This window comes from Neptunicella plasticusilytica (assembly GCF_047922965.1).
GTDB lineage: Bacteria > Pseudomonadota > Gammaproteobacteria > Enterobacterales > Alteromonadaceae > Neptunicella > Neptunicella plasticusilytica.
Window position 1 is genome coordinate 1,067,260 of record NZ_CP150481.1, and the last position, 16,585, is coordinate 1,083,844.

The following is a 16,585-nucleotide window of genomic DNA, read 5'->3' on the forward strand; positions in this document are numbered from 1 at the left end:
GCAGCTTACTTGGGTAGGTGGTAAAGTTCAGAGCCGCTGGCTTTAAACTGTTCCGACATTTGCTGCATGCCCTGTTGTTGTGCTGAGCTGGTCGATGTATCGAGCAGTGTGATTTCAATGTTGTCGTCGGAACCTGTTTCCAGACTTTTGGCATAGTCACGTACATCCTGAGTGATTTTCATCGAGCAGAACTTGGGGCCGCACATCGAGCAGAAGTGCGCCACTTTGCCGGATTCCTTGGGCAGTGTTTCATCGTGATACTCGCGGGCACGATCCGGATCCAGCCCCAGGTTAAACTGATCTACCCAACGGAATTCAAAACGTGCTTTGGACAAGGCGTTGTCACGAATTTGCGCACCGGGGTGGCCTTTGGCCAAATCACCGGCATGGGCGGCAATTTTATAGGTAATCAAGCCTTCTTTGACATCTTCTTTATTGGGTAGACCCAAGTGTTCCTTGGGAGTGACATAACACAGCATGGCGCAGCCATACCAGCCAATATTGGCGGCACCAATACCCGAGGTAATATGGTCGTAACCCGGGGCAATATCGGTAGTGAGTGGCCCCAGCGTATAAAAGGGCGCCTCATCACACAGCTTTAACTGTTGCTCCATGTTTTCTTTAATCATATGCAAGGGTACATGACCTGGGCCTTCAATCATGACCTGCACGTCATGTTTCCAGGCGATTTGGGTCAGTTCACCCAGGGTTTCCAGTTCACTAAACTGGGCCTCGTCATTGGCATCGGCAATCGAGCCGGGACGCAGACCGTCACCGAGCGAAAATGCTACATTATAGGTTTTGCAGATTTCACAGATGTCTTCAAAGTGAGTGTAGAGAAAATTTTCCTGATGATGCGACAAACACCATTTGGCCATAATCGAGCCGCCACGAGAAACGATACCGGTGACCCGTTTGGCGGTCATCGGCACATAGCGCAACAGTACTCCAGCATGGATGGTGAAGTAATCCACACCTTGTTCTGCTTGTTCGATCAGAGTGTCACGGAAAATCTCCCAGGTCAGATCCTCGGCTATGCCGTTCACTTTTTCCAGTGCCTGATAAATAGGCACGGTACCAATAGGCACCGGTGAGTTGCGGATGATCCATTCACGGGTTTCATGAATGTAGCGCCCGGTGGATAAATCCATCACGGTATCGGCTCCCCATTTGGTCGACCACACCAATTTTTCCACTTCTTCTTCTATTGAAGAGGAGACTGCCGAATTGCCAATATTGGCGTTGACCTTAATCATAAAGTTTCGTCCGATAATCATCGGCTCGGTTTCCGGGTGGTTTATGTTGCAGGGAATAATGGCACGGCCACTGGCCACTTCTTGTCGAACAAACTCCGGGGTAATCTCGGCCGGAATGCTGGCGCCAAAACTGTGTCCCGGATGCTGCCGATTCAGCATGTCATCTTTTTGCGCCTGACGTTGCAGATTTTCACGGATGGCAATGTATTCCATTTCCGGCGTAATGATCCCCTGTCGTGCATAATGCATTTGGGTTACGTTTTTACCGGCCTTGGCGCGGCGCACTTTGGGCAGGTTTTCAAAACGGATATGATCCAGTCCTTCATCGGCTAATCGTTGTTGGCTGTAACCCGAGCTGGCGGTGGTTAATTCTTCGCTATCCGCGCGAGCGGTGATCCAGTCCGCGCGTAATTTATTTAGGCCGGTATGAACATCTATTTTGGTGTGTTGGTCGGTATAGGGGCCGGAGGTATCATATACCCTAACCGGTGCATTCGGTTTATAAACCGGATTGTTTTCATCGCCGCCGACCAAAGAATCGGACAGACTAATTTCACGCATGCCCACTTTAATTGGATGGAGTTTTCCTTCTACATACACTTTTTGCGAATGCGGAAAATGTTGACTGGCGCCGTTGCTTAAAAATGCTTGTGCCTGGTTACGTCGTTCGCGACGAGATAATGTTGTCATGGTTCTGCCTTTTGTGTTGTTGTACCAACGCGGTGGTTGGCAATGCAAAAGACGGAGTGTAGATCTCAGGTAGGTTGATGTGGCTTACCTTGTTTCCTTCGCAGATGTTAATCTAATCAGGTTCTACGGATCCCGCATAAAGCGATCTCAGCCCGTTAAAAAATAACTGGGCACTCCGACAAGTTCGGTTGCATGGTAGGGGAGTCTAAAAATCAATACAACCTTTTCGGCAGATAAATTTACCAAACAACAAGGCGAGCCGGGTAAACACTGGGAGAGGAACCCGGACGCCGATAGGGCTAAACCGAAACGGTCTCTAATCTGTACGGTGTATTTTCAGATCCAGGATGACTTTTTCGTCGGCAGCATGTTCTTCAAAATAATCAGGGTGCATTGATTGCACTGTACCTAAAATATTCAAAATTTCCCGGGTATGAACACGCATAGCTTCACGACTGAGTTCCGGCTTAGCGGCCTTGATCCCGTCCAGAATGGCACAATGTTGAGACAATACGCGCTGGTATTGTCCGCCTAGCTCTTGCAAACTCAAATTCCTGACTCTGTCCATATGGGCCTTTTCCGACTGGATCAGATTGGTGGCCCGTTCAAAATGGGTAAAGTCGGCCAACTTCTGGTGAAACTCATCATCAAGGTGCTGAAACAGCAGCGCATCTTGTTGTGATGCAGCGGCTTGTTGACGGGTAATTATGGCTTCACATTCGTCAATCAATTCCTGGGTTGCATGACCGGCCACATGCTCGGTTATGGCCACTTCCAGCGCTTCACGGATAAACCGCGCTTCGAGTATTTGCGTCAGGCTGAGTTTGGAAACAAAAGTACCACGCTGTGGGCGCACCTCGACAAAGCCCAAAGTGACCAGTTTGGCAATGGCCTCACGTACCGGAGTGCGACTAACACCAAAGCGCTCCGACAAACTGTTTTCGGAAATTTTTTCGCCGGGCAAAAAGCTCATCGCCACTATCTCGTCACGCAGGTATTCAAACAACTGCATCGAGGTTGAACGGCTAAAGTCGATAACTAAATTTTTCGGTACTCTCTGGTTTGCCATGAAAATGATAAGTTGCTGTTTTTAAACAAATGTAAATGTTTTCATCAGGATTATCCAGAGAGTAATCGCTGGCGATTAAATATGCAAAATTTATCGTCGTTTCAGTCTCCAATACGATGACTATTTTTAAAAATAGTGGTAAATCAGATCCTGTTACAGTCTTGCTAGCCTATCAACGTCCCCACCTGGCTCAAGGTTTGCTTATATCTAAGTTATCCATTCGGGTAAAAGCAAAAATCAAAGGGCACAAATGGGATTGCGGAGCACAACATTTATATTGGTGATATTGGCGACAGGAATGTTGGCAAGTGCTGCAGCCTTTGCCAAGGCTGGTGCGCAGCAAGGGCCCTCTGCCTACTCAATTGAATTAAACGCATTAAGACCGCAACCGGGTGATATTTTATTGGCCAAAATTGCGGGGCAGGATGTTAATGAATCTGCGGATGTTGTGGCGGTAATCAACGACACCCAGCGTGATGGCGAGCTACCGGATCAATCTGCAATCGAGTTGCTCGAATATCCTGAACAGGTGCGCTATTTATTGCTTGGTTTGCAGCAACACACTCCCCTTATTGAGCTAATACGAGCCAAGGCGCAACCATCTGCTGAGGCGAGTCAAGACACTATTCTGGCAGCGTTGCTGCTTTATCCGATTGAAAGTTATCAATTGCTCCACATGCTCGAAAAAGACGAGCACTTTTCGTCATCCCTGGTTATGGCTGTCGCCGAGCGCGCCGGTCTTGATCAGGGGTGGCGCTTTTTAGCCAGTATTCGTAGCGCTGATGCTATTAAGATACAGCCGCTATTTCATTCATCCAGTATTACATTGTTTAATCAACAACTTGATCATCATGCCGATATTCGTTTTCGTGAGCTGGGGTCTACCACCTGGCAAGTCGGCTTGCCGTTGCAGTGGGATCCGGTGCGCAGTGCATTATCCGGCAGCATAGTTCATCTGCAACCCGATACCCGTTATGAGGTTGAAATCACCCGTTTCAAAGGCCAGCAACTACTTGACCAACAAGTTGAACAATTTACCACCCGCGCTAATTCACCGCCTGTTGATCCGCAAAAGGTGTATCGATTATCCGACATTTACACTGGCGGCAGGCTGGATCTGGAAGCGCTGAAAATTCAGGGCACCGAGCAAGGCTGGGCAAAAATTGTGGGGGATAAAGATACTCCGATCATTGCCGGAGAAGGTGATAACTCGGCAATAAAGATTGGTAACAACAGCTATATCCTGTTTGAGAACATTACTGTTGTGGGGGGACGAAAAAATGCCATTAACAGCTATAAAGCTCATCATCTATGGTTCAACGGTTGTGATATTTCCGGATGGGGCCGGGCGCCCAACGTGGAAAAAAACGGCAAATTTTATGAAAGCGAGCAAGACAAGTCACCGATAAATTATGATTCTGCTTTTGCCTTGATGCGCACCGGGGTGGTGGTGGTAGAAAATTGCACAGTACATTCACCGCGCGCCAAAGCGAATAATTGGGGCAATGGTCATCCAATGGGCCCCAATGCTTATCTGGCCTGGGCCAATCATCCTGATCCTGAATTCAAGGGGCAGGTCGTTATACGTCATAACCGTTTTTTTGGTAGCCGGGATCATCGATTTAATGATGTGATCGAAGGGGATTCTAATCCCAGAATGTGGGGCGGGTTTGTACGTGATTCGGCCATTTATGACAACTATCTGGCTTACGCTAACGATGATGTGGTGGAACTGGATGGCGGGCAGAGTAATGTGTTGTTTTACAACAATGAAGTCGAACAGGGCTACTGCGGTGTCAGTGCCATACCCAACCAGCTTGGGCCCAGTTATATTTTTAATAACCATATCCATAATCTGGGCGATGAACGGGGAAGTGCCTGGGCCGGGATAAAAATGGGCGGTGTCTATGCCGCTCCCGCCGGGCGAACATTGATTTTTGAAAATCTAATCGTCAACAAAAGTGCTAACGCTATTGCTGGCGCGCGCTTTGAAGGTGATTACAGCTATTGGGCCATGGTGCGCAACAATATTATGCTGAATAAAAGCTCGTGGGATAACAAAGGCTACGGGGTGATTGATAAGAGCGCGTTTGCCGTATTTAGCAACAATCTTATTTATAACCTTGAGTTGAATGAAGCCAAGATTAAAGCTGTTATTGCCGTTCCTTATCAATATGCCAGACAGCTGGAGCAGGATTATGCCCAAAAGATTCTGGCTAGCGATGCGCATTCCTACCCATTGCCGGTTGAAACTGAACGTATCGCGAATTTTTCACAACTGTCGGCAGAGGGCGTCAGTCAGGTCGGAATTATTAGCCAGGGAGAGAATCAGCCATGATTTCGCATCAGCACCAGTGTATTTTTATTCACATACCAAAATGTGCGGGAACCAGTATCGAAGATGCCTTTGGCCATTTCGACGGTCACAATGGCCGGGGAGGACAAGATCATCGCAGTATTCGCATGATCCAGGCGCCAGCCGTTTGTCCGCGCACTTTTTTGAGTGTTGAAAATATCAAGGATTATATTCGCCGGTTGCGGCATAAACACCGGGTACCCGCCAATCCCAAGAATGCGCTGGGGTTAAATGCGTTGCAATATCAGCGTTATTACAAATTTACCGTGGTACGCAATCCCTGGTTTCGGGCGCATTCCTGGTATAAAAATGCGATGCGCGACAAAATTCATCAGCGCAATTACGGTATCAGCCCTGATCTGGAGTTTAACCAGTTTATCCACCAGTTTATTGGCAAGGGGTTCTTGCGCCCCCAAACCTACTGGCTAAAAGATTATGACGGTAATATCCCGATGGACTACATCGCCCGTTTCGAGAATCTGCAAGAGGATTTTGAGCAAATATGTGATCAGCTACATGTCACCGATATTAACCTCCCGCATAAAATTGCCGGAGAAAAGGGCGACCCTCGCCTTGAGTTTGATGATCAGAGCATTGAACTGATAGGCCGTTACTATCGGGAAGAAATTGCATTATTTGATTATCGTTTTGAGTAAATAAGGATAGTAAGCCGTGACAAGTCATACGCAGCGATCTAAATGGTTAGACTTTGCCAAAGGAGCGGGGATTTGCCTGGTAGTGGTTTACCATACTACCGAGGGCACATTAAACAGCTTTGAGGATAAATCCGGCAATATTACCTTGCTGGCCAATTACTTCAGGGTCTGGTTGATGCCGATGTTTTTTATGGTCTCGGGTATGTTGGTGCGCCGTTCTATTTTGCACGACAGTCATGAAAAACTGCGTGGCAAGCTGCTTGACTGGATTTACCTTTATCTGGTGTGGAGTGTGATTATCTATCTCACTCGCTTGATGTCCAACAGCTTTACCAATACTCATATGGAGGTTAACGAGATCCTGCACATTCTGTGGGATCCGGTACCCACTATCTGGTTTATCTATGCACTGCTGTTGTCTTTTGCCATTACCATTTTACTCAGACGTCAATCTCCCGCTTTGGTGGTATCCATCGCGTTGTTGGTAAACATTCTGAATGGGGCGTTTTATGGCTGGTTTGATGACTCAATCTTTCAGCGTCTGGCCTGGATATATCTGTTTTATGCTATTGGTTTTTATTACGCCGAATCGTTGAAAGAGCTGCTGCTATCCTCGGGAGAAAGCCGCTTGTGGATCCTGATATTTTTAATGCTGAGCCCTATTGTGGCCTTTATAAAACCCTACCTGCCGTTCTTTTTATTACCCTTTTTGTCAATACTGACGGTGCTGGTGTTTCTTAAGTTTTGTCTTAGTATTACCCGTCTGGCACCTAGCGCAAAATTCACCGAGTTAATGGTTTATATTGGCGGTATCAGTTTATATATTTATCTGACTCACTTTCCGTTTCCGGCCGCAACCCGCATGTTGCTGTTAAAACTGGGGATTTACTCGCACTGGTTAACCATGTGCTGTGCGGTGGTGTTTGCCGTTATCACCGGTTACCTGGCCAGTAAACTGGCCAAGGGGACAAGTGTGGAGATGCTGTTCAATCGTAAATTTTTTGCTTCCTGAGGCTATGTTCATCTGAATAGGACGATTGTAGCAGTCGTTGCCAGGCCTGTTTTTGCGCCGCTTGACCATAGCAATCCAGGCTTTGGCTGATAACCTGTTGGGGATCAATATAGTTAATTTCGGCTAAATCCTGTTCCAGCCGGGTTTTATCAATCAAGTGCACGAAAGTATGTTTTTGTGCTTTATTAATCGCAAATTTAGACGGAAAACACAAAAAGTTAGTGCCGTAACTGGCGGCATGATAAAAGGTACCCGACGAGATCATGCTGTCATCCTCATGGGGCATAATAACGTAGCGGGTATGGGCTAATGCATGGTTGAGTTCTTGCTCGTCAACATATTCATTTTGCCAGTTTACCCGCAACTGGCGTCGCTGGATAATGCCATTAAGATAGGTGCAATAGGTTTGCTCAGCACAAAAACCCAGTATATTCAGCGTCATTCCTGCAGGCCAGTATTCAAGCAGCTCTTCCAGCCGTTTATAGGGTTTGATAGTGCCAAAAAAGAGATAGTCGATGACTGTCTCCTTAGGCGCTGCATGACTGGCCGATTCAAGCTGACTGTCACTGCGATAAAGGGGATGGGGCACCACAGCAGTCGTCAAATCGGTAGGTTCCATGCTCACAATCTGGCTGGCAATATGTTTGAGTAAAAAACAGTTTATCCGATGCGAAAGCGGACGTCTGGTTTGCGCCAAGTGTTGTCCGGTGCGACTGGATTGACCCAGGTTGTGCGGCAGATAATTGTGCCTGACCCAAATGATTTTATGGCTGACCAAACCCATAAACAGAATGCCAAAAAAGGTGCGCACCCGCTCAATATGCTGTTTGAACGGTGAAAAGCTCTTGCGATAAGGCCGATCTTCAAACCAGTTGAGTACCGCGATATTATGCTGCCGGCTAAACAGATTGCCCAGTCGATACAATTTTCGGTAGCTAATCACTTGGTAGCCAAGATCATCCAGCGTCTGTTTGGTTAAATCCACATAACGGTTAACGTGCTGAAAAGGGAAGTAGTAAATTTTATCACTCATACTGATCCCTGATTTGTCGTTGGGCATTTTTATTGATGATGTCCAGCATTAATTCGGCGTATTGCTCGGCAATATTGATCCAGCTAAATTTGATTGCCTGACGTTTGGCATCTTTTTGCCATTCAAGCTGATCTTTGAGTTGCAGAGCCCGCTCGATGCTGGCGGCATATTGCTCGATATCGGTTACGTCGCAGAGGATCCCGGCTTGGCCGATAATACTGCGTCGCATCGAATCATCAGGCGCGACGACCGGCAATCCACTGGCCAGCGCTTCAAGATAAACCCGACCAAAAGGTTCATTGTCTGAGGCCAGGGTAAATAGATCACAACTGCGATAAACCGCAGGCATTTGGTCAAAGCCAAACGACGCAAAACGGATCCGTTCTGAATCCAGATGCGAGTAGGCAAGCTGCTGGAAGTGCTGACGATCCGGGCCATCGCCACAAATTAGTAAACTGCATTGAGGCAGTTTGGCCATGGCTCGGATGGTGAGCTCAATGCGTTTGTGATTGCTGCGATATAACGAACCAACACAGACCACCACCGGACCAGGTAAACCCAGATTAATCTTGTCTCCCTGCCGGCTAAAACGGGAAAGATCGACACCATTGGGAATAATGCTGGCTGATTGATTTGGCGCAGAAGTGTTGACGATATCCAGGGTATCCTGATCAAATACCACCATATGATCCGGTCGATAAGCCAAATCCCGTTGTAAAATTTTTCCCTGTGCCAGTCTGCCGGCCCGTTCGGTATACAGAACAGGTGTGCCGGTTAACGCGCGTACCCGGTTGGCTAACACCAGACCGGCATAACCGTTGTTGGGATAAAGCAAATCAACCGGATGACGCATCAGGTACAGAAAATACGGAATAAAGCTGGTGAGCAGCTCAATCAAGATTTCCGGGTTTCTGGCCAACGGTTTTAATAACGGGCCAATAACCGGGTGCTGCAACCAGGGTTTCACTTTACCCCTGGGGATAGCGGGCAATATTTTAACAAAGGCATCGGCGTTCTCGCCCATATGCTCCGCTGACTTAGCGCTGCACAACAGGGTAACCCTGAAATAGGGTTGCAGATGACGCGCCAGTTCAAGTGCACTCAACTGTGAACCTCCATTTGACGATACCCCCGCTTCGGGGTGGATCAGGGCCACCCTTGGACGCTGATCCCGTTGAGGGTCAGGTTTACTAGTGGATACCATAGAGCTGAACAAATGTGACAATATCATTCTCGTGCACCGCTAAACCGGACATAGGAATATTTTTGCTGTTTGGCTTTGACCAGCAGTTTACCTTTGTCACTGGCCAGACTCATATCGGGTTGCCAGTTAAGCAATATAGGGCCGTTATAATTCAGTTTAGAGTTTTTCAGCCGGCTGATAGACCGTTCCGCCAGCTCTTCCAGATCTGACAAAATCTGCTGTATCAGGTGATTGGCTTTGTTGACCAGGCGATATGAAGACTGTTTTTTCTCCGCCTTGCCGGTTTTCACATACTCACACAAATGATTGTCTAGCAGCGGGTTGACGAGTTTGTCATGAGACAATATCGCACCGGTAATATTCTTGCCTTGCGGCATAGTGAGTCGATTTAAATCGACTGGAACCCAGGGATCTTCCCCGAGTAAATAACATTGTTTTCCTTGTCCGTAGACTTTGAGCAATATTTCCAGCAGAAACATGCAGTTGCCGACAGCGTCTGCCGGCAAGGTAACGGCGGGTTCCATCAGTTGCACGTCCGGAAACAGGCTGGTATCAAAACCGGTGAAACGGGCAGCGGGATCGACGACCAGAAAAAACGTCTCTACGCCTAAATCGCTGTGGTGTTTATGCCAGGCCTGAAAAGTACTGTGATCCATTTTATTGTGATCAATCCAGCCAAACAGCAACGTGTTGCCCTCTCTGGGATCATTAAGATAGGGACTGGTTGACAAGGTATTCAAAAACCACTGCTGCAGGCGTTCAGGCTCGATATTTTGCAGCATATTACGCTGACAGTTGATCAGTTCCTGTTCGTAACGGTATTTCAGCTCGGCACGATCAGAATTCTTCATCAGTGACAGGTGATTGTTATAAATCGATGCCAGACGCATATTGATATCCTGAGCGACATACTCTGAATCATGCTGCCCAACAGCGGCGACTTGTTGCTGTCCTGAATGATCAAATAATCCCGGATCAGCAATTTCCTGTTGCCGGAATTCCCGATCATGGTCTTTCATAAAGCGCCGGATTGGATAGCTGCGTTGCAAAATATTTTTACCCTGTCCCACGTAACAGATATAGGTCGCATCAGGTTGATTGACTAGTGTGGTCAGGATGGCATCCAGCTCGTCCCATTGGCGGGGCAAAAAGTTTTCATCGTAACCCCAATCCAGATAATGCTCGCGTTTTAATGCAATACGTCCACAGGTGCCGTCGCCATAATCGCCCTGAAACTGATGTAACACACACTGATACTGATGATGACGGAAGACATTAATAATATGTCGCCCTGCATGTTTGCCGGTAAAGTTATCACCGTCCAGACTGGCATAGATTTTACCTTTAATATAAGGTTTGAAGGCATTCTTGGCTTTGCCAAAATGCCATTGAGGTAAACCGCTGAGGTGGTAAAAACGCAAGTAACCGGAGGCCAGATCATCGGCGAAATTCAGTTCTACCCAGCGTTGCACATTGTGATTATTGTCGTCATCAGCGTGCATATAGTGATAGTCGTCAAAACAGATCAGGATAAATTCGATTTGTGCCTCGTCTTCACGGTTATCCTCAAGGTTCTGACGTAATGTCGCCTGTATATCGGCAAAGCGATTCTTGACCGGAATACAAAAGGATAACTCGGGCTGCCTGGTGTGAATGGTGTTATTCATGGCTTGTCACTCCTTTATTTCTGTTACCGAATATGGATTCCATACCACTATTGTCAAAGGTGTAACCGAGTAACGCGATATCCCTTGCATAGACCTGGGCGACGATATCGCGAGTTTCATCGTCGTAGTAGGATCTGTAGTCCACGTGCTTGCTCTTGTTACTATTAGCCAGAGTGACGTCTTTACCCAGCTTCTTGGCAATATAGGCAAAGTCATCATGCAGATTTTCAAAATGGCCGATAAAGTCCAGACTGACCTTGCCAGAACTGTCGAGCAGATAATCAACCTGGGGTCTGAAGTGATACCAGCTACGTGCGTTTTTGGCGTTTAACCAGCCGCGCACAAAGCTGTCAAAAGTCGGGTACTGGATCAAGTGCCGGGTAAACCAGTCTCTGTCTTCATTATTGGCACCGCCTTTTTGTAAAAAATGATAAGCCGACACCAGTCGATCCCAGGGATTGCGTACTATGCTGAATTTGAAATAGGACAGTACCAGCCGGGGCTCAAAAATACGCAGATACTGATCCAGGGTCTTGTGGCCGCCGGCCAGATTGCCATACAGAGTATGGTTAACCGAGATCCCGGCACATTTTGGGATGTGCACAAAAATAGAACGGGTCTTGTCAAAAGGATGCAGCGAATTGGCATCCGGATCACAGTTGGTGCGCTGGCGCAGATATTGCGACTGGGTATGGTAACTTTGCCGGAAAAAACGGTTGGCGTTCCAGCGTAACTCCAGAAAAAGCCGACGGGGCAGAAACGAAAATAGCCGGTATTTTAAGCCGGGCTGACCTCGCCAGTCGTGTGAAGGTGTATTGCTTATGTTGATTGTCATCCTTCCTCCTTTTAGGGTATTCATTACTGTTGGCCTAGCAACTGATTGCTGATTCATACAGCTCAAAATCTTTGCCAAACAGTGCTTCAATTTTTACCCGCTGTGCCTTGCTTGGCTGATACAGGCCCTTATTAGTGGTGGTATTGCTGTACTGGTTGTGCAGTAAACGTTTGGGTAAACCACATTCTTCAAACACCTCGTTCAATGCGGGTAACAGGCTTTCCAGTCGGTAAATACGGGTGAGTAATATATTGCCGTCATCGTCAGTGACGTCGCGCCACATCGAATTGGTATGAGTCGAAAAATGACTGCCCAACGGCTGGTATATGGATTTGGCATATTGCGCCTTGGCGACATAGTCCAGAAAATGATCAAATGCGCCCGCCGTGCTGTAATGAATTTTGCGAGTTTTAAGTGTTTTACGGGTGACATTTTTGACAAATTTTTTGATTCCGCCACCTTGCCAGTAGAGGTAATAAAACATGCTGATACAGCGGGCTACCGGTTCGCGCGCAAAAGCAAACGACAACATCTGTTCCCATTCATGGCGATACAACACCTCTTTGGCAAACAGACTGCGTTTGAACTGATATTCGCCCAGCAACATCCGGTAATTGTTCAGAATGTCGTTGTAATGCTCTTTAGGTGACTGGACAAAGTTTGCTGGCCAATGGATGCGATCTACCTCCTGATAATAAGGTTGCATCAATTGGCGCGTGGAAATCCCCGCCGACTTCTTGATATGTAACCAGAAAAAAGCGTTATAACTCATCATTTATCCTGTGGTTGCCAGAAAGTATCTGTCTTGCTTGTCGTGACAACGCTAATGTCATCTCTGTCATTTTCTTAACAATCCTTTTAATAAAGAAAAACTGCGTGGATAGATCAACCAAAGCAGCGCCAGGTAAGTGGTTACGCCCATCAATACGGCAGTGGCAAAGGTCAAAACGGGATTAAACAATTCAGTGCGCTGCAATATTTGCCAGCATTGATCCGCAGAAAACATCATCGCGGCACAACAACCGATAATTTTCAGTAAACCAAAACCAAGCCTGGAATACTGCAAACCGAACAGCCGTGACAATGAGTGGGTTTTAATAAAGAAATCTGTGCTCGCATGTATTGCCAGTGCTAATACCGCCGCCATGCCACCTAGATGAGGGCCAGCGAAGGTCAGAACAGTAAAAAACACGCACAGGTTGATAAACTCCTTGCCCAGACCTAATTTGGATTTGCCATGAGCGGACAAAACTTTGGAAATATAAATCATGCAAAATTTGAGTCCGAAAATCAGACTCAGGCATTGAAAAATAAATATCGAGTCTTGCCATTTATCGCCAAATATCATCGGGATAAATGCCGGTGCCAGTGCGCTGCCGAGTAAAAATACCGGCATAAAAACAGCCGAAGTCGCCAATGTTATGCGGCTAAAGAATTCGGCCACATCATCTTCATTGTTGACCTTGGTGGCCAGTACCGGCAACGCGTAGCTGTTCAGACTATTGGTTGACGCAGTCAAAGGTAAGCGCACTAAACGATTAGCAAAACCGAAATAGCCCAGAATCGTTGGGGTACAGACCAAGCCTAGAACAATGATCGTGCCGCGGGTCAGCATGCTCCAGAATGTCGCCTTAAGACCGATTGGGATGCCTTCACGCACAATACGCCGGAAGGCTTTTTTGCTGACCGGCGCTCTCAGATAACCGTGACTGACTTTGAGTAACATCATCAGCGAAAAAGTTTCGATAAATACCGCCTGACCGACAAGGGCCCATTCCCCCCCGCCTTGCACCGCGATAAAAACGCCTGTGCAGGTGCCCATAAATCGGGCGACCAGAGTGCGGATGGAGAGTATTTTGAACTGGCGCCGTTTGCGGCACATGGCGATCATCGGGCGACAGAGCACCGACATGATCAGTTTGGTAAAACAGAAACTCATTAGCCAAATAAACTGATAGTCGGATAAATAGGTAATCACTATTGCAACAGCGACAGTGATGGTACTGAGCGCTCCACCAATCCAGAAGGTTGAGCTGATATCGGTATGGCGTAAATTGGGTCGCCGCACCAGCGGGTCCTCAATGGTGCTGCCGTAGATAACCCCAAAAGATTCCACCACGGCGATACAGAAAATTCCAATACCAAATTGTTCCGGTGTTAAAAAGTAGGCGTAAGTCAGAAACGACAGGACAGAGAACAGCACATTTCCGTAATTTCCGGAAAATATCCAGATCAGGTTAATGACCTTTTGATTGGAGCGTTTCAATGGGGTTATTTGCTCAGTTTGTTCAGCACTATCACGCATTAGCGATCTCCCCGTAGCATAGTTTGTGGATGGGTAAAGCGAAATGCCGGTAGGGATCGTTTTTCAGGTACAGATACTGTGTGACAAGCCGCGAAAGAGATCAGGGCAAAAACAAACATGTCGTAACTGTTATGGTTGATGATGATAAAGGCGATGTAATTTACGACGACTTGCAGCAGAATAATCGGGATCAGCACCGCATAAAAATCCCCTTTGGGATCAACGATATATTTGCGTGCCAGATCCAGCAATGTCTTGCCGAAGATCAGAAAAACCAGTGTCAAACACACCACGCCGCCGTTTAGCAACGCTTCGTAATAACCACTGTGGGCATTACCTATGTAGCCCCAGCTATCGACAAATCCTTCTACCGCATCGCTGGCCCAGAACGCGCCAAAACCATAACCAAACCATTTCTCCTGTTCAACATAGGCGTCCATCAACTGCCAGATAATGACCCGGTTGGTCAGGGTCGGATCGCGTCCCAACAGTTCGAGCAGAAACTCGTACAAATAACTGACTAGCACGCCACCGGCAATGAGCAGCAAGCAGACCATCAAGATCCGGTTCAGGTTACGTCTGGCCTTGTGAGTGCGGATAAAGCGTAATACGGTGATTAACCCGATGCCGCCGACTGTCATCACAATGGCGGTGGCAGACTGGGATAGTAAAATGCACACGCTCAGCGCCATCAACGCCAGTTTATCCAGATGGCGCCGGTACAGTTTCAATCCAACCATAATCAGTATTGCGTAGGAATAGAGTCGTGCACCGGTGTTTTTATCCGCCATAATGCCCAAAAAGGCATTTGAGCGGATGTCGCTCTGTGTAATCGACGCCGCTGCGGGATCAATCACAAAGTAAATCAGTCCCAATCCTGCAGCAATACTGATGGTTCGGGCAATCAGTTTGAACAGTGAAATTGGCTCGAAGAACTCGATCAGGCAGTAAGCCACTATCAACAAGGTGCTGAAAGCAACGACACGGCGAAAACTGATGGCTGGTACATATGACCAATAAACCGAAGCCAGAAAATACAGCACTAATATGATCCAGAAGCCGTTGCGCTTCAGACCTTCCATCAGGCGGCGGGGAGACTGGCGAGATAGTAGCCACAATCCTGCGCCGAGTAACAGGACGCCGACAATCTGCTTGATAGCGCTGCCTTCAGCGTTAGTGGCAAAAGCATTACCATGCTTACCTGCCGTCACGACCTGGTTGATAAAATTAATAAATCCCAGGTAATAAAGCATGGCCAGCAGTAAGTACAGACGTTTGACTCGCTCCAGTGTTATCTGCATAACTCGCTTCCTTGTGGTAGGCGTGCAAACAGGTTTTTTCGATATGCTGCAGACGCCAATGTGGCCTGAAAACCTTGTACCGATTCTACGATGCCCTGCTTTAGTTGTTGCGAATAGCGATGGTTCAGCTTGTTGGACATGGCATGACTGAGAGCCGCGACATCCAGATAAGCGACTAGCGATCCTTCTGTGGGCTGTTCCCAGTTTATTTGACCAGTTGGTTGCTGTTCGGAGCCGGTTTCGGCCTTGATAAATAACTTGGGATCATTGAGTAATATCTCGCGTGGACCATGCGGACAGTCAAACGCCACCACCGGCGTACCAACCGACATCGCCTCGACCAGTCCGTTGGGACTGCCTTCAAAACGGGAAGATAAAACAAACAAATCGGCCTGTTTAATTTCAGCCAGCGGATTATCTGTGTAGCCCGGTAAATCTACCCTTGCTGACAAGCCTAACTCGATAATCTGCTGTTCCAGCTGGCTACGCAGCTCGCCTTCGCCAAAAATGATCAGACGGGTATCGGCTTGATCGGGTAGGGCAGCGAAAGCCCGCAGCAATAAATCAAAACCTTTCTGATGACACAGCCTGCCGACCGCCACCACTACTTTGCCGCTTTTTTGTTGTAGCCAGGGATGCCGAGGTGACTGATTCGACGCCTGAATAGTCTCTTCGGTGATCACCGGATTGGGTGCAGTGGTCACATCTTTGTCACGCACCGCACTGCAGGCGATCAAGTCATCGGCCACACCGCGGGAAACGGCAATTACCGGATTCGGCAGGCACCGATAGATCCAGGGGGCCAGAAAATAGGCAAAACGCATTACCAGGGTGGTATTCAGAGTACGATCTTGCGAAAAAGTGTTGCGTTCGCTAACGGTGAGTTTTTTGGTCATGCCCAGCGTCCAGCAGGTCAGCGCAACAATCACATTTACATGGGTGAGCGCCGCTAAAATAGCGTCGGGCCGACTGTGTGACAGGTGTCTGCGTAAAGGCAAAAATGCCTGTAAGGTACGGGCACATCCCAATTCAACAAGTGTGACATCGGGATTAACAAAGGCTTTGTTACTGCCTCCTTGACCCAGCAGCACGATTTCCACCTGGTCGCCGCCACGAGCGAGCTGGTTGGCCAGGCGCACCATCATTTTCTCTGCGCCGCCGCCGCGTAAATCGTGAATAATAATCGTGATGTTGGCCATAA

Annotated in this window: 13 protein-coding genes and 1 riboswitch; of the genes, 3 read left to right on the forward strand and 10 right to left on the reverse strand. The window is 47.7% G+C overall.

Annotation, left to right across the window (positions count from 1 at the left end):
- Window positions 1–5 precede the first annotated feature (5 nt).
- Entirely contained in the window at window positions 6–1,946 is a 1,941-nt protein-coding gene (gene thiC, locus V1467_RS04610; protein ID WP_416307627.1) for a phosphomethylpyrimidine synthase ThiC, read from the reverse strand.
- 76 nt (window positions 1,947–2,022) lie between these two features.
- Window positions 2,023–2,134: riboswitch (TPP riboswitch) on the reverse strand.
- Between the two features lie 128 nt (window positions 2,135–2,262).
- Window positions 2,263–3,015: a GntR family transcriptional regulator gene (locus tag V1467_RS04615; RefSeq protein ID WP_416307628.1), complete on the reverse strand. Its 753-nt coding sequence runs from the start codon at window positions 3,013–3,015 to the stop codon at window positions 2,263–2,265.
- A 298-nt stretch (window positions 3,016–3,313) separates the two neighbouring features.
- Here V1467_RS04615 and V1467_RS04620 point away from each other — a divergent pair, with 298 nt between their 5' ends.
- Genes V1467_RS04620 through V1467_RS04630 form a run of 3 tightly spaced genes read left to right on the forward strand, consistent with a single transcriptional unit; the run spans window position 3,314 to window position 7,039 of the window.
- Window positions 3,314–5,353 carry a right-handed parallel beta-helix repeat-containing protein gene (locus tag V1467_RS04620; RefSeq protein WP_416307629.1) on the forward strand — a complete coding sequence of 680 codons (2,040 nt, stop codon included), beginning with the start codon at window positions 3,314–3,316 and terminating at the stop codon, window positions 5,351–5,353.
- Window positions 5,350–6,027 (forward strand): sulfotransferase family 2 domain-containing protein, encoded by a 678-nt coding sequence (locus V1467_RS04625; protein ID WP_416307630.1) that lies wholly within the window; start codon window positions 5,350–5,352, stop codon window positions 6,025–6,027. The genes V1467_RS04620 and V1467_RS04625 overlap by 4 nt, the downstream gene beginning before the upstream one ends.
- Before the next feature lie 16 nt (window positions 6,028–6,043).
- A complete protein-coding gene (locus tag V1467_RS04630) occupies window positions 6,044–7,039 on the forward strand; it encodes an acyltransferase family protein (RefSeq protein ID WP_416307631.1) in 996 nt (331 codons plus the stop codon).
- Here the strand turns inward: V1467_RS04630 and V1467_RS04635 are convergent.
- The 8 genes from V1467_RS04635 to V1467_RS04670 all read right to left on the reverse strand — a co-directional run bounded on the left by V1467_RS04635 (window position 7,014) and on the right by V1467_RS04670 (window position 16,583).
- Window positions 7,014–8,072 (reverse strand): hypothetical protein, encoded by a 1,059-nt coding sequence (locus V1467_RS04635; protein WP_416307632.1) that lies wholly within the window; start codon window positions 8,070–8,072, stop codon window positions 7,014–7,016. The two genes, V1467_RS04630 and V1467_RS04635, sit on opposite strands and share 26 nt — an antisense overlap.
- Window positions 8,065–9,303, reverse strand: a complete 1,239-nt coding sequence (locus V1467_RS04640) for a glycosyltransferase (RefSeq protein WP_416307633.1) — start codon at window positions 9,301–9,303, stop codon at window positions 8,065–8,067. Before V1467_RS04640 ends, V1467_RS04635 begins: the two co-directional genes overlap by 8 nt.
- A complete protein-coding gene (locus V1467_RS04645; protein ID WP_416307634.1) occupies window positions 9,300–10,943 on the reverse strand; it encodes a hypothetical protein in 1,644 nt (547 codons plus the stop codon). Before V1467_RS04645 ends, V1467_RS04640 begins: the two co-directional genes overlap by 4 nt.
- Window positions 10,936–11,778 carry a sulfotransferase family 2 domain-containing protein gene (locus V1467_RS04650; protein ID WP_416307635.1) on the reverse strand — a complete coding sequence of 281 codons (843 nt, stop codon included), beginning with the start codon at window positions 11,776–11,778 and terminating at the stop codon, window positions 10,936–10,938. Before V1467_RS04650 ends, V1467_RS04645 begins: the two co-directional genes overlap by 8 nt.
- Before the next feature lie 34 nt (window positions 11,779–11,812).
- Window positions 11,813–12,550: a sulfotransferase family 2 domain-containing protein gene (locus V1467_RS04655; protein WP_416307636.1), complete on the reverse strand. Its 738-nt coding sequence runs from the start codon at window positions 12,548–12,550 to the stop codon at window positions 11,813–11,815.
- 66 nt (window positions 12,551–12,616) lie between these two features.
- Complete coding sequence (locus V1467_RS04660) at window positions 12,617–14,083, reverse strand: oligosaccharide flippase family protein (protein WP_416307637.1); 1,467 nt, start codon at window positions 14,081–14,083, stop codon at window positions 12,617–12,619.
- Window positions 14,083–15,384 carry an O-antigen ligase family protein gene (locus V1467_RS04665; RefSeq protein WP_416307638.1) on the reverse strand — a complete coding sequence of 434 codons (1,302 nt, stop codon included), beginning with the start codon at window positions 15,382–15,384 and terminating at the stop codon, window positions 14,083–14,085. Before V1467_RS04665 ends, V1467_RS04660 begins: the two co-directional genes overlap by 1 nt.
- A complete protein-coding gene (locus tag V1467_RS04670) occupies window positions 15,375–16,583 on the reverse strand; it encodes a glycosyltransferase (protein ID WP_416307639.1) in 1,209 nt (402 codons plus the stop codon). The genes V1467_RS04665 and V1467_RS04670 overlap by 10 nt, the downstream gene beginning before the upstream one ends.
- Window positions 16,584–16,585: the final 2 nt, after the last annotated feature.

Excerpts from the sequence above, each read along its gene's own strand:
- thiC (WP_416307627.1), bottom strand. The coding sequence starts at position 1,946 with ATGACAACATTATCTCGTCGCGAACGACGTAACCAGGCACAAGCATTT.
- V1467_RS04615 (WP_416307628.1), bottom strand. The coding sequence starts at position 3,015 with ATGGCAAACCAGAGAGTACCGAAAAATTTAGTTATCGACTTTAGCCGT.
- V1467_RS04620 (WP_416307629.1), top strand. The coding sequence starts at position 3,314 with ATGTTGGCAAGTGCTGCAGCCTTTGCCAAGGCTGGTGCGCAGCAAGGG.
- V1467_RS04625 (WP_416307630.1), top strand. The coding sequence starts at position 5,350 with ATGATTTCGCATCAGCACCAGTGTATTTTTATTCACATACCAAAATGT.
- V1467_RS04635 (WP_416307632.1), bottom strand. The coding sequence starts at position 8,072 with ATGAGTGATAAAATTTACTACTTCCCTTTTCAGCACGTTAACCGTTAT.
- V1467_RS04640 (WP_416307633.1), bottom strand. The coding sequence starts at position 9,303 with ATGATATTGTCACATTTGTTCAGCTCTATGGTATCCACTAGTAAACCT.
- V1467_RS04645 (WP_416307634.1), bottom strand. The coding sequence starts at position 10,943 with ATGAATAACACCATTCACACCAGGCAGCCCGAGTTATCCTTTTGTATT.
- V1467_RS04650 (WP_416307635.1), bottom strand. The coding sequence starts at position 11,778 with ATGACAATCAACATAAGCAATACACCTTCACACGACTGGCGAGGTCAG.
- V1467_RS04655 (WP_416307636.1), bottom strand. The coding sequence starts at position 12,550 with ATGAGTTATAACGCTTTTTTCTGGTTACATATCAAGAAGTCGGCGGGG.
- V1467_RS04660 (WP_416307637.1), bottom strand. The coding sequence starts at position 14,083 with ATGCGTGATAGTGCTGAACAAACTGAGCAAATAACCCCATTGAAACGC.
- V1467_RS04665 (WP_416307638.1), bottom strand. The coding sequence starts at position 15,384 with ATGCAGATAACACTGGAGCGAGTCAAACGTCTGTACTTACTGCTGGCC.
- V1467_RS04670 (WP_416307639.1), bottom strand. The coding sequence starts at position 16,583 with ATGGCCAACATCACGATTATTATTCACGATTTACGCGGCGGCGGCGCA.